Genomic DNA, 14,417 nt, shown 5'->3' with positions numbered 1-14,417 from the left:
ATGGGATAACACTTTACTCGTTATTCTTTCTTCTTAGATTTTTTCTATTTAGTTCAGTGGATCAAGCACATTAAACAACAGTTACAATAACTGCATTCTTGATAGCATTATTTACGTCCCATGTACCGTTGACCTTAGCAGCGATAGCTACCTTGTAGCTCATGCCGGGTGTCAGGTTCTTAGGAGTTACGTAAGATGTAGAAGAACCGGAGATTGACTGAGTCTGGATTCTCCACTTGCCTGCCAGATAAACTGCGATACCGTAGTTCTGAGCATTCTGAACAGGGCTCCATGTGAACTGGATCTGATGATACTGAGCACTGTAGTTCACCTGGATACTCTTAGGATAAGTATCATTGGTAGGTGTCTGAGTGTTAGTGTTGGTATTGGTATTAGTCTGAGGTATCTCAGGGATACCTGCACCGGGAAGACTCTTGCCTGCAGGTGCGCAGATAGCTTCATCAATGTAGAAGTTTGAAGTGGTATCCTTAGTTTCTACATAGATAACAGGATTAACTGCATCAGAAGGGATAGTGTAGTTTGTATTGCTGAGCTGCAGATACTTGCCCTTGGGGCAAACACCCTCTGCAATTGTAGAATAGTGTGCTGTTCCGCTAGAATCAGTATAGTTCAGCTTGAGATAGAAGGTTTCTGTATCATCACCATCAAGTTCGGTAACGTTTACAGAGAAGCTGTATGCCTTACCGTTCTGTACACCTGAAGGAAGTGTACGTTCTGCACCCATCCAAGCGCTTGTACGGTTAGTAACTACCACAGCCTCAGAACCCTTGTAAGGTGTTCTGCCGGACTTCTGGAGTTCTGTACTGCCGTGTGCCTGCCAAGTTATTTCATCCTCGAATGTATCGTGGAAGTAGTATCCGTCGGAATCAAGTTCGGAAGAACCTGAAGAACCTGAAGATCCTGTGCCGCCGTTACCGCCGGTGCTGCCGCCGCTAAGAGTACAAACAAAAGTTGAAACGCTCTGTGCGGGAAGCTGTGCCCAGAAAGTTGTGCCGTTTTCGATTGTGAGATTGTCAGTCTTAGCCAGGCTCTCGCTGCTTGATGTACGCCATCTGTCAACATCGATGATGGTCTTGCCGTTCAGCGAGAACTGCTGTGAATAACCTGAATTGCTGTTATTTATAGCAACGATAGTTACCTGATTATTATTGTTCTTGTATGCAGATACAAAAACGTTAGATGCAGGCTGCTCGGTGATATCTATACGAACATCGCCGGGACGAACGAACTTAGAGTACTGTGCGAAAGCATAACCACGCTTTGACATCTTGTGTGTATCTTCACGGAGAATGCTGTAATTACGGCGAAGAGGCCATACAACGTAAGCCTGCATACCGCCTACAACCATTGAATCATGAATGCTTACAGCCTGTTTCAGGTTATCAGGCCATTTGTTTGAATCGACATTGCTGTCAGGAACATATACTTCAGTCATCCACAGCTGTTTGCCGCAGTTTTCAAGTGCCGGGAAGTCCATCTTACTTCTGGGTGTGCCGTAAAAGTGAGTTCCGAATATGTCGCAGTTTGCATAAGCTTTTGAGTTATTAAGGATCTTTGAGTAGTAGTCCTTACCATTGTTATATGCGCCATACTGGAATGATTCGGGCGACATGAGCTTTGTACTGGTTATCTGATTGCCGTAGTTAGCAATGAAGTCAGTAGTCTCGTCCGGCGTCCAAGCTGTCCATTCCTTAGCGTAGTCCGGCTCGTTCTGTACAGAGACAGCATACAGATCAACACCGTTCTGCTTCATGTATTTACCGAAATCATTAAGGTGCTGAGCGTATGCTCCGTAATTTTTTTTAGGAAGATGGAGCTTACCGCCGTAAGCAGAGCCGTTTTCAGCCAGACTTGCGGGCGGCTCCCAAGGTGAAGCGAAAATGGTGATGCCTCTCTTAGCAGCATACTGTGCTGTCGGGAGAACTTTGTACCACTGGTTTTTATCAGGGTTTACATATACTCTCAGAATTGTGCAGCCCAGCTGATCATTACCGTTTCCAAAAGCGATAGCACGATCCGAATCAGTCAGGTCACCGTACCACTCAACGTGGTTGATACCGCCAAAGCCATCTATCTTCTGATAGGTCTTATTCACATTGGCAGTACACATACTTGCAGCATTTGCCTCAATCGTCACATTAGACAGGAATGCTGACTGTGAAAAAAGCAGAGCGCCCGCAGCAAATGCGGAGGTCAGCTTTTTAACACTGGTGTTGATTTTCATATTAAACTCCTCCTTCTGATTGTGTATAAAAACAATCAAAACCCGCGCTTATTAAATAAGCACATATCCCATTTTGTTATTATATTATACTAAATTTATCCCAAGAGGTCAACTCACATCGTGGACATTTGGTGTAAAAAGTGGATATTATTTGTTCAATATTTTTATCTTTTTATCATATCCCATACATAATTAGAGGGTGTACGGAAGAAAGCAAATGACGTATAACCGATTTATTATTGACTTACACTATATTTCATGCTATAATTGTCAAAACATATCCTAAAACAGATATACTATTATAATATATAAAGCAAAAAAGTCAGGTGATAGAAAATGAATACAAAGATATTAAGCACGCCATTCGGTCATATCGAAGTCATAAAAAACGGTACAGCAGTTGAGTTTGAGGTAATACAGGGGGCGGATAGTTTTGACTATTATCCGCTCAATGACGTAGCAAGACTTTATCCATCGGGATTATATACTATTATTATACCGATAGAAAACTCTACTGACGGCGACACATACTTCATCAGTTATTCAACAGGCGAACTCAGATCCGATGGCGGCGGTGAAAACACAAAGAACGCTATATGCGAAAATGACGGATATGTATTCGGGTTCGGGTGGGCTGATACAGAAGACATTGAAGAAGGCTACAAGTTTTGGTATCCCGAGTTATATGCTGACAGAACAAGGATACTTCCCTATTCCGAAAACGGTATCATCGGAAGCGGTATAGAGTTTGAGATAGTTCCCGATGCAAAATATGAAGATCTTGATGAACGTATCGTTCAGCAAGCGAAAGAGATAAGGATAATTGCTGCATGGGCAGAATCAAATTTACCATATGCATGGGATATGATATCTTTTATCACCTGCTGAAAAATCAGTATAAAAAAATGACGATCACCAAAAAGATGACCGTCATTTTTTGTTTGTAGTTAACTACATTAGAAGTTGAACTTTGAGAACGAGTGAAAGTTCGATATATGCTTTTGCGAAGTTCGCAAAGAAGCAATTTCAATGTTGTTAACTATATCATCAGGTTGCAGGAGCTTCGTCATCAAAGTTCTGAAGAGCATCGTAGCCCTGTTCGCCTGTACGAACCTTAACTACGTTCTCTATCGGATAAACGAACAGCTTGCCGTCACCATAGTTGCCTGTGTACAATGCGGAACGCGCTGCATCGATAACTGTGTTTACAGGTACTGCGCATACAACTATCTCAGCCTTTACCTTAGGCAGCAGGTTCATTTCTATGCTTGTACCTCTGTAGTAGTGGCGCTGACCGTTCTGCATACCGCAGCCCAGTACGTGGGTGATGGTGATACCTGTTACATCTATGGATTCCATAGCCTGGATGAAATCCTGTAATTTCTGTTCCTTGAATACTACAACGATCTTTGTCATCTTGGGCTGACCGTTAGGAGAAGGAGCAACATAGCTCTCAACTTCAACTGCCTTTTCAACAGATACAGGAACGATAGGAGGAACATCTCTGCCGACTTTCTTAACGCTCTTTGCATCGTCCTTGGTGTAGCCGTATACAGAAGCATCGTTCATGGAAGGTGCAAAGTCTGCATAAGAGGATACCAGACCATGCTCTGTGATATCCAGACCGATGATCTCTTCCTGCTCGGAAGCTCTGAGACCGATGGTGTACTTGATGATAAGGAATGTTATTGCTATGGAAACTGCTGCCCATGCTGCAACACTTACAAATCCCAGGAGCTGAAGACCGAGCTGCTCAAATCCGCCGCCGTAGAACAGACCCTCAGCCTTGATGCCGCCGCACTCTATCTGGATAGCATATCCGGGAGCGCTCTCTGTTGCGAAAAGACCAACTGCGATAGTACCCCAGATACCGTTCATCATGTGAACTGCAACCGCACCAACGGGATCATCGATGTGGAGCTTGTAATCAAGGAACCATACGCCGAAGCATACCAGGAAGCCGGAAACGATGCCGACCATTATTGAACCGAAGCAGTCCATAACGTCGCAGCCTGCGGTGATACCAACCAGACCTGCCAGAGAAGCGTTCAGACACATTGAAACATCAGGCTTACCGTACTTCAGCCAAGTGAAGACCATTACTGTTACAGTTGCGATTGCAGGAGCAACTGTTGTTGTCAGGAAGATGGAATCAAGCTGACCAACGCTGGAAGCAGCTGCGGGGTTGAAACCGTACCATCCGAACCAGAGGATGAATACACCCAGAGCACCGATTATCAGGTTGTGACCGGGGATAGCGTTTACCTTGATGTCGCCGTCCTTTGTCTTGGTGAACTTACCGATACGGGGTCCGACGATCTTAGCACCGATCAGTGCACAGACACCGCCGACCATGTGGATCGCACATGAACCGGAAAGATCGTGGAAGCCCATCTGAGCCAGCCAGCCGCCGCCCCAGATCCAGTGAGCTTCTATCGGGTAGATCAGAGCACTGATGATACCCGAATAGATGCAATAAGAGAGGAACTTGGTACGTTCTGCCATAGCGCCCGAAACGATGGTCGCTGTTGTTGCGCAGAACACAAGGTTGAATACGAACTGATCCCATGCAAAACTGTCATAGCTTGTAAAAATATCAAAACCGGGCTTACCGATAAAGCCTGCGGCATCTTCGCCCAGCAGAAGTCCGAAACCGATAGCGATGAATGCAACTGTACCGATACAGAAGTCCATCAGGTTCTTCATGATAATATTACCTGCGTTTTTCGCTCTTGTGAAGCCTGTTTCCACCATTGCAAACCCGGCCTGCATAAAGAACACCAGCGCAACCGCTATCATGAACCACACACCGAAGACTGTCTTATCGGTGCTTTCGCTTACTTGCCGTAAAACTTCGTTTACGTCCATAACTATTACCTCCAGAACGCAAATGGGGTACAGGAAACTTATAGCTTCCCTGTACCCCATTGCACAGATTATTATAAACAAAAGAGCTGCAAAGCGTTCAACTTTGCAGCTCCGTTGCTGTTTATGTGCCTAAGTATACACCATGATCTTCGATTTGTCAAGTGGGTGAAATCAGTTTTGTAAAAACGAACATTTTTTATGCACACTTTAATATTTCACAATGTGAAAATCGATGAATTTACATTAATTTCCTGAAAATTACATTTTGCAGAACCTGCAACTTCATATTTAGTCAATATTTTTCAAGCAACATGTGCGATGAAAAATCAAAGAGCCATACTCTCAAAAACGGAGATTATGGCTCTTATCGTCTGTGAAATTGCAGTAAAATCCTGTCTGTTCACCACGAAGACCCGATCATTTCAGTGCTTCAGAACGGGCGTTGATATAGTCAGCCAGCATATCGACAGTCTTGTCGATGCCAAGCTTTGTGCTGTTTATGGAAAGATCGTAAAGTCTGGAGTCGCCCCACTTGCCGGTTACATGGTAGTTGTGGTAGCGTTTACGCTTCTTGTCCTTTTTAGCGATGAACTTCTCCGCATCTTCGCGGCTGAGCTCATATACCTGCATTACACGCTCGATCTTAGCGTCCATATCGCCCAGTATGAACAGAGATACCAGTCCGGGGTACTTTTTCAGCTTTGTCTCCGAACATCTTCCCACTACCACAAAAGACTCGCCGCTTGCAGCCTTTTCATCAATGATATTGAACTGCATCTCAGCGATATTGTCCTCGATGGAATTGCTGTATCCGTTTACTCTTCTTGAAAGAAGCTTCATCTTGGGGACTTCATTGTACTTTTCTACCTGTTCAACTGTCATGCCCATTTTCTCGGCTATCTCGGTTATGAGATGTCTGTCATACAGGGGCAGACCGAACCTCTCCGCCAGTTTCTGAGCAATAACGCGCCCGCCGCTTCCGAATTCACGGCCGATCGAAATAATGATCTGAGACATAGATTGACCTCCTCACCTTAGACATATCTTACAAAGAGATATATCGTTGAAATCGTAAGAACTATAACTGTGGCAGGCGCAAGCTTTTTGCAGTAACGTCCCCAGCTTATGGGGTGACCGTTCTTAGCTGCAACAGATGTGCCCACAACATTAGCAGAAGCACCGATAGGTGTTGCGCTTCCGCCGATGTCCGTACCGATAGCCAGTGCCCATGCCAGTGTGCTGATAGGTGTTCCCGATGCAGCAGCAAGGTTCTTGATGACAGGCACCATGGTGGCAGCAAAGGGTATATTATCAACAAATGCACTTGCAATTGCAGATACCCAGACGATTATAGCTATCATCAGCCTTACATCGCCGCCGCTTATGTTTTCAATGAACTGTGCGATCTTATCAAGTATATCTGTTTCTTCCAGACCGCTTACAACGATGAAGAGTCCGATGAAGAACAGCAGTGTCTTGTAATCCACCTTTTTGAGTATCTCGGATGCGTGCTTGGCGTTAGCGATAAGAGTTATTATACCAATGAACAGACCAATGGTCGCAACCGTAAGGTGAGTTGTGCCGTGGGTGATTAGAAGAACTACCGCACAGCCGAAAATAATGCTGCTTACGATAAAATCCTTCTTGTTGGTTATAGCCTCGGAAGGCTTGGGAAGCTTGGAGATATCAACCTTTTCGCCATCCTTGGTGACCAGCTCTTTCCTGAATGCCAGATAGAGGAAGATGATCGAAACAGCAAGGCTGATGCTTGCCGCGATACCTGTGTTCATAAGGAAATCGAAGAAAGAGAATCCCAGAGATGTACCGATGATTATGTTGGGGGGATCTCCGCACATAGTTGCGCTGCCGCCAAGGTTAGCGCAGAATATCTCGGAAAGGATCATGGGTATGGGGTTGAATTTCAGAAGATGCGCAAGTTCCACCGTTACTGCTGCAAGGAACATGATAACGGTTATGCTGTCGATGAACATCGAAAGCACTGCTGCGAGTATTGTGAATGTCAGAAAGACGGGGACGGTCTTGCATTTTACAAGAAATGCTATCTTCATGCAAAGCCATCGGAAAAATCCAGCTTTCGCCATACCTTCTACCATCAGCATCATGCCCGCGATGAATATTATCGTCGCCCAGTTGATGCCCGCGCTTTCGCTTTCCTCAACCTGATACCAGAAATCTTTTTTGAAGAAATCTCCCAGGGCGAGGGTTCTGACTATGGCAGAGCCGTTCCTCATACACAAGCCGAATACGACCACAAGCGTGAGAAGACCGCTGCCAAGTGTAACATATTGCCTTTCGATCTTGTCAAGCACGATCAATACGAACATACCGACAAAGATGATAACGGCAAATGTCTGTGCTGCTACCATTTATAGACCTCCTAAACTGCTCCCGCAGTTCATATTTTATAGAATACATACCGTTCAACCATGCTCTGACCATGCTGATCGTGTATGTATTTTATCATGGATTTATATGCGATGCCGCCTTTTGCGGACATCATGTTTTCTATCAATATGTGCGGAAAAATAATTCCACATATTGTAGTATCAATTTCGCACAGTTAATTATTATATCACAAACATAAATAAAAGTCAACGAACTAAATATTTTAAAAATAAGAATTATACGTTGCACTAACTTTAAATCCGCACAAAAAGAATAATGAATGAGGGGGCAACACACTGCGGCGGTACCACGATCATTCATTATACTCTGTATATTATACATTTTTACCCAATGATCTTTCAGAATCGAAGATCAGTTCTCCCAGCACTCTGATAAGATGCTCTGCTTCAACAGGCTTGGTAAGATGTTCGTTCATACCTGCCTGCATTGAAAGCTGAACGTCCTCATCAAAGGCGTTGGCTGTCAGTGCAATTATGGGTATGCGCTTTGCATCTTCCCTGTCCATGGCGCGTATCACTCTCGCCGCTTCAAGTCCGTCCATCAGCGGCATACGAACGTCCATAAGTATCGCCGAATAAATACCAGAGGTACTTTTTTCAAACAGTTCAACAGCGGCTTTACCGTTGGCTGCGTGATCTACCTTGATATTCTCCATCTCCAGCATATCCGTCAGTATCTCTGCGTTGATATCAACGTCCTCTGCCAGAAGAATACGCCGTCCTGCGAGCCTTGCTCTTTCCTTTTCCTTGAAAATATGCAGATCGCTCTGCCTTGCTATGCGACCCAGATCATCATGCAGATGTGATGCAAACAACGGTTTTTCAAGACAGCTGTACACCCCGACCTTGTTTGCTTCCTCACGGATATCATCCCAGCTGTACGCCGTCATCGCCACGACTATGCACTCCCTGCCGTATCGGCTGAGTATCTCCGTAGATGTTTCGGCGCCGTCCATTCCGGGCATATTCCAGTCCGTAAGCACCATATTGTATGGCTGACCTTTCTGAGCCTGTTCTTCCAGCATACGCAGTGCTTCTTCACCGCAGGAGCAGATATCTGCCTTTATGCCCGCTTCCGAAAGCATCATCCGGGCGTGCTCTGCCTCGATGCGGTTATCATCCACAACAAGCAGATACAGCGCCTGCAGGTCAAGCTCGCCGTTGGGAATATTTTCAATGCCATCGGCACGATGAAGCGTCACCGTCACAGAGAACTCAGTACCAACGCCCTTTTCCGAACTTACGCTTATAGTGCCGTCCATCATCTCGACGAGCCTTTTCGTTATCGACATACCAAGCCCGCTTCCGCCGAACCTCACAATACCCTGTTCTTTCTGTAAGGAAAAAGCATCAAAAAGCTTTGACAGAAATTCTTTATCCATTCCGATGCCTGTGTCATTAACTATAAAGTTCATGCTGACACTATCCTCATGCATAGCTGTCGTTTTAACCGTCATCGTGACGCTTCCCGGGGCTTCGGTGAATTTCACGGCATTCGACAACAGATTCCAGAGCACCTGTCTGAGCTTCTTATCATCGCCGATGTAGGTTTTCTCAAGATCATCAGGCAGTATGCACTCATACTTTATCCCTTTTTTGCGGCACTCCGCACTCATATGTCCGTTGATATGCTCCAGCATAGCCTTCATCGAGAACCTGCTGTCATTTATACTGTTACGTCCCGATTCGATATTGCTCATCACCAGGATATTGTTTATGACAGCCAGCAGATGATGTGCGCTGGTGCCGATTTTTTCAAGATACTTCCGTGTCTCTGTATCAAGATCATTGTTTTTCAGCGCCAGATTCTCAAGCCCTATTATTGCATTTATCGGCGTGCGTATCTCATTGCTCATGCCTGCAAGGAAAGCCGTCTTCGATCTGTTCGCCGCCTCAGCCAGATCAAGGGCAGTGGTCAGCGCTTCATTCTTCGCCATAGTCTCACGCATTTCCGAATCAACATCGGTAAAGCCCACGATGATATACTGCTCATCGTTCTCCATGCGGGATATCTTCATGCTGAAATATACAGCTTTGCCATCTACCATTTTACGGTAATTCATAACAAAGGTATCTCTTCGGCTCAGGGCTTTCATCAGGTTCTTGCGGTTCATGGCTGTGAGAAAAGCTTCTTTGTCATCATCAAATACGCTCTCGCTGAGCTCCATTTTACAGTCGCTGAAAAAGTGCCAGCCCCGACGTACTTCCGAAAGTGTACTGCCGTTTTCTCCCCCGCGGTACTCTATGAATTCTTCCGAATCCGTATTTACGCAGAACATCAGGGTATGAGCGCGGGCAAGAGTCTGGGCGATGTGGTTGTACAGCCGCCCCGAGTTCACAGCGTTTTCGTAGGCTTCTTTAGTCATGGCGTGTTCGCGGCGTATGCTCACAAGGTCGGTGACGTCCTGACACATTCCCACAAGGCAGGTTCTTCCCGTGGAATCCTTGAATCTTATCTTTGTGGTCTGAAGCTGCTTTGGCTTGCCGGCTGCATCGAATACATCTTCATAGAAAACATAAGGCTTGCTCATTGAGAGGGCTATCCTGTCGTCCTCAACGAAGTGTGCAGCTGTCTCCGCATCAAACATCTGAGCATCGGTAAGACCCACAACTTCATCAGTGGAATCCTTGCGAGCGTACTCCACAAAAGTGCGGTTGCAGGCAAGATACTTTCCTGTGGAAGCATCCTTCATAAAGGTCATACCCGGCATATTGTCCAGCAGAGAAACGAACCTGTCTCTCAGCTCGGATATCTTTTCAGCCTCCGCCAGTTCTCTCTTGCGGTCCTCCTTTTCATCGTTTACGACAAAAGCGTGGAGCAGACAAGTTCCCAGCATATAGGCTATGGAGTACAGCGGAAGATACGGGAACCACACCTGTATCAGCAAAAATACTGCCATGAAAATTCCAAATGAAGCAGATATCCTGAAACGCGTTCCCTCTTCGTAGCTGTAACCGCCCCTTATCATAGAAACCAAGGCGAATCCCGCAATTATCAGCAGGAACACTATCTGACACACCAGCATGATATTTCTGGGCAGCAGGGGCTTATACACACTGCTGCTGTCCACTGTGAAAAGCACGGGCTTGAAGATGTTTGTGACTGTCAGTAATGTTATCACACCTGCTATGCCCTTGCCCATATATTTCAGGAAACGTCCGAAGAGGCTTTTTTCGTTCAGAAAAGCAACATTGTACTCCGCCCAGAATGATATACCCGCAGCCATGGCTATGAAATACAAAGTCGTATCGACAAACAGCGCTTTTGAAAGCTTCTGATTCTCCATTATACCCCATAATATGTCGGTAACATAATATATCAGCACCGCGAACAGGAATTTTCTGTAAACGTTCCATGCGGGCTTATCATACAGCTCCCCTGACCACAGTATATCCCAGTTGACAATCAGCAGTACAAGAGCCGCCAATACACCGATCGCAGAATAATACATATATGCTTAACCTCTCTGCTTTTTCTTCTCTTTCAGATAACTCTTGTTTTCATACATTCTCTGATCTGCACGCTCATATACCTGAGCCACCTTTTCAGCATGATCGTAACGCGCCATTCCCAGCGCTACAACGATGCCGTCATTCAGCACGGCTTCCTCGTTGTGATCATTCACTATCTTTACAAGTTCCTCTATGCGTTCATAGTCATCGCCCTGTGAAAGCACAGCGAACTCATCTCCACCCACACGGAATACGGGACTGCGCTTGAATGTGGTACATATCAGCCTGCAGGCATCTCTTATGTACTGGTCGCCCGCCTTGTGTCCCTGGGTGTCGTTGACCTTTTTCAGGTCATTCAGGTCAAGTATGGTTATGGCAAAATCAGGGGCACGGTTCATCTCTATCTGGGCATTGAGCCTTTCTTCGTATACGCGGTAAGCGTTCCTGTTCTTGACACCTGTCAGTGCATCGATGTTCGCTTCTATCCTCGCCTGTGCAAGACGTCTGCTGTATTCTTCCTCCTGACGCACCTGAGCATCTATATCGTTGACGCCTATTACAAGCCGCCTGCCGACCTGTTCTTCAACAAGTGCGGCTTTCAGCTGAACGTATCTTGGCTCATCGTCTGTAACAACACGGTAGCTTATGGTGAATATGCCGTTTTTATGAACTTCCTCCATGGCGTTATCCATCGTCAGCGCCGTGAATACCCTGTTCTTGTCATCGGGGTATACCACCCTTATGGAATTCTCTCTGAGGTCGGATAAGAAATCCTCACCCTCAGCAGGCATACCGAACACATCAAATTCAGCAGATGAACTGTATTTGCGGTACTTCCCTGTTTCTGGCTCAACTACATAGATACACAGGAATTCACCTGCAAGAGCGCTTACTCTGCTGTAGGCTGTCTGTTCTTCCTGCATACGCTGTGCCGCCTGCCTGTGTCTCATCTGCTCGTCGATATCCGTAAGGCTCAGCACCATGAACCTTTCATCGTCCTGTATACGCGCAACTTTCATATTCACATACCTGGGCTGACCGTCGATCATCAGACGGTATGTCATCATGAACATATTGTTCTTATCAAGGGCAGCTACAAGAGTTTTCCTGTCCATAGCTTTGAGAACTTCTTCCCTGTCCTCAGGATACACATTTATCTGTGTCGCATCGTTGCCCTCTTCAAAGAAATGCCAGCCGCGCCGTACTTCACAAAGACTTCCGTCCTTTTCATCCGAATGGTACTCGATAAATTCCTCGGTGTTGATATCCACATAGAACAGACTTACGAAACCACGTGCAAGTGCCTGGGCGATATGTGTGAATATCAGACCATTGCTCCTTGCCTTTTCGTAGGATTCCTTTGAGTTCACCTTGCCGCGGGAGATACGCAGGCTGTCGGAAACGTCCTGATATATCATCAGTATACAAAGCCTGCCGTTAGCGTCGGTATACTTCTGCTTCGTCACCTTGACATTTACAGGATTGCCAAACACGTCCTCCATTTTATCATAGAAGATGAGTGGCTCATCCATGGACAGCACCATATTGTCGTCCTCATCAAAGCCTGTTACCCTTTTATCATCAAACAGATCCGAAGCTTTCAGCCCTATGACCTCCGATGGGTCTTTCTTGTGTACATAATCCGCAAACATCTGGTTGCAGGCAAGGTATTCGCCTGTATTGGCATCCTTTGTAATACATATGCCCGGCATATTGTCCAGCAGTGAGGATATGGTCTGTTGAAGTTCCGCAAGGTGCTCCGCCTTTTCCAGCATTTGCTTCTGCCTGCTGGCCAGACGCTCAGCTCTCAGTCTTCTTATAAGCTGGAAAAGTATTATTGAGAACACTAACGTCAGCACTGCTACTGTTATCAGCCAGTTGTCTTTCATAAACTGCATGAAAGATACTTTTTGATCTGTAACCATATACGAAGCAAGTGCGCTGTTGACCTCGTTGCTTTTAGTGGTCAGCACCGTCTTGTTCATCACGGCATAGAGTTCAAGGTCTGATCTTTTTACCGCAAAGGATAATTCCATCAGCTCACCCGTTGGTACGGAATGAAGTTTGCTTTTCTCCAGCTTATCCTCTTCGGGAGGCACCCTGAAACTGCTGAGAAGCACACAGTCAGCTTCACCTTTTTGTATGGCATCATAGCAAGCCTGAAGTCCGTGATAGAATTTCATCTCACTGTCGGGATAGTTTTCCTTGATGAAGCTTTCGGGATTTATCATGTTCTCGTTTACTGCGAAAACTATTTGGCTATCAGAAGATAACGTCCTGCTGTCAGTTTTGCGCATAACTGCCTGCATCTCGGAATCCATTGCGGTATCCGTCAGCATTATCCCCGACTGTTCGGCATCGTAGCTGCTCATGCATAACGGGAATACACAGTCTATCTCCCCTGCATCAAGTGCTTCAAGGGCTGTTGTAAGCGAATCGTAGGGTATGGTCTTGAATTTAAGGTTAGGGCTGTTGAGGGTATTCTCCGCGTGTGTCAGATAATCTTTAAGGGCACCTGTCAGCTCCCCTGTTTTCTCATCTTTCCAGCAGAAGGGAAAATAATCCTCTCTGTAACCTATGCGTATCTCGCCGTGCTTTTCCAGCCAGTCCTCCTGTTCAGCCGAAAGCAAAGCATTTGTTGTATTATAGTATACTCTTTCCTTGGATAATCTCTCGTTGAAATAAGGGTCATCGTCCTGTATATGCGCCAGAGCCGTGTTGAGCTCTTCAAGAAGATCGGGGCGGGACTTGCTGACGGCATAGTAATAATCCGAACCGCCTATCCTTATGACGGGGACAGCATCTCTGTTGTAGTCATAGGTGAATACTGTAGCGATGCCGTCTATCTCTTTTCTGACGATCTTCTCCATGGATTCGTCTTCGGTGTCCGTCAGCGGTATCACCTCAGCGGTGATTTCGTTCTTTTCCAGCCATTCGTTCAGCAGTTCTTCCTGAAAACTGCCTTTGTTTACACCGATCTTTTTACCGTTAAAGGTAGTCAGATCATTGGCTTTGATCTCATTGTTATCCTCAGCCACATAGATGTAGTAAGCCTCCGTGCCCATAGGCAGGTCTGGAAAATACATTAACTCCTCTCGTTCGGGGGTGTGACTCACGTCACTCAAAAGATCTATCTCGCCATTTTGGAGCATCTCAAACAGAACAGGCCAGCTGCCCTCAACGTACTCGTAAGTCCAGCCTGTGTACGCTGAGATCTTCTGGTGATATTCATAGTCAACTCCGCAGCGCCTGCCGAACTTGTCATAATAGCACATGGCAGAATCAAACCAGCCCACACGGACTTTCTTCTGTTCCTTTGTATCTGCAAAAGCCATCAATGGCAAAACTATGTTAATAAGGATAGCTGCCAGCAGGACCATTGCTGTTATGCGTTTATATCTTTTTTGTAATGTCAAGGTAAACCT

The 14,417-nt window shown here is 45.8% G+C and carries 7 protein-coding genes; 1 reads left to right on the top strand and 6 read right to left on the bottom strand.

Annotated elements, in window-relative coordinates; genetic code table 11:
• Window positions 1-70 precede the first annotated feature (70 nt).
• Window positions 71-2,245, bottom strand: coding sequence for a carbohydrate binding domain-containing protein (locus BMY75_RS14500; RefSeq protein WP_242940249.1), 2,175 nt, complete (start codon window positions 2,243-2,245; stop codon window positions 71-73).
• A gap of 336 nt (window positions 2,246-2,581) precedes the next feature.
• On the opposite strand from BMY75_RS14500, the gene BMY75_RS14495 reads away from it, so the two are divergent.
• Window positions 2,582-3,133: a hypothetical protein gene (locus tag BMY75_RS14495; RefSeq protein WP_074835128.1), complete on the top strand. Its 552-nt coding sequence runs from the start codon at window positions 2,582-2,584 to the stop codon at window positions 3,131-3,133.
• A gap of 159 nt (window positions 3,134-3,292) precedes the next feature.
• Here the strand turns inward: BMY75_RS14495 and BMY75_RS14490 are convergent, their stop codons facing one another.
• The 5 genes from BMY75_RS14490 to BMY75_RS14470 all read right to left on the bottom strand — a co-directional run bounded on the left by BMY75_RS14490 (window position 3,293) and on the right by BMY75_RS14470 (window position 14,408).
• A complete protein-coding gene (locus BMY75_RS14490) occupies window positions 3,293-5,113 on the bottom strand; it encodes an ammonium transporter (protein ID WP_074835125.1) in 1,821 nt (606 codons plus the stop codon).
• Between the two features lie 417 nt (window positions 5,114-5,530).
• A complete protein-coding gene (locus BMY75_RS14485; protein ID WP_074835121.1) occupies window positions 5,531-6,130 on the bottom strand; it encodes a cytidylate kinase-like family protein in 600 nt (199 codons plus the stop codon).
• Between the two features lie 17 nt (window positions 6,131-6,147).
• The gene (locus BMY75_RS14480; protein WP_074835118.1) at window positions 6,148-7,500 is read right to left on the bottom strand and encodes an ArsB/NhaD family transporter; all 1,353 of its coding nucleotides are present in this window, start codon (window positions 7,498-7,500) and stop codon (window positions 6,148-6,150) included.
• 353 nt (window positions 7,501-7,853) lie between these two features.
• Window positions 7,854-10,991, bottom strand: coding sequence for a response regulator (locus tag BMY75_RS14475; RefSeq protein ID WP_074835116.1), 3,138 nt, complete (start codon window positions 10,989-10,991; stop codon window positions 7,854-7,856).
• 6 nt (window positions 10,992-10,997) lie between these two features.
• Window positions 10,998-14,408 (bottom strand): transporter substrate-binding domain-containing protein, encoded by a 3,411-nt coding sequence (locus BMY75_RS14470; RefSeq protein ID WP_074835115.1) that lies wholly within the window; start codon window positions 14,406-14,408, stop codon window positions 10,998-11,000.
• Window positions 14,409-14,417: the final 9 nt, after the last annotated feature.

The organism is Hominimerdicola alba, assembly GCF_900109655.1.
Lineage (GTDB): Bacteria > Bacillota > Clostridia > Oscillospirales > Ruminococcaceae > Hominimerdicola > Hominimerdicola alba_B.
This window is presented reverse-complemented; position numbering and strand designations above follow the sequence as displayed.

Bases quoted from the DNA above. Each gene is read 5' to 3' on its own strand.
- BMY75_RS14500 (WP_242940249.1), bottom strand. From the start codon at position 2,245: ATGAAAATCAACACCAGTGTTAAAAAGCTGACCTCCGCATTTGCTGCG.
- BMY75_RS14495 (WP_074835128.1), top strand. From the start codon at position 2,582: ATGAATACAAAGATATTAAGCACGCCATTCGGTCATATCGAAGTCATA.
- BMY75_RS14490 (WP_074835125.1), bottom strand. From the start codon at position 5,113: ATGGACGTAAACGAAGTTTTACGGCAAGTAAGCGAAAGCACCGATAAG.
- BMY75_RS14485 (WP_074835121.1), bottom strand. From the start codon at position 6,130: ATGTCTCAGATCATTATTTCGATCGGCCGTGAATTCGGAAGCGGCGGG.
- BMY75_RS14480 (WP_074835118.1), bottom strand. From the start codon at position 7,500: ATGGTAGCAGCACAGACATTTGCCGTTATCATCTTTGTCGGTATGTTC.
- BMY75_RS14475 (WP_074835116.1), bottom strand. From the start codon at position 10,991: ATGTATTATTCTGCGATCGGTGTATTGGCGGCTCTTGTACTGCTGATT.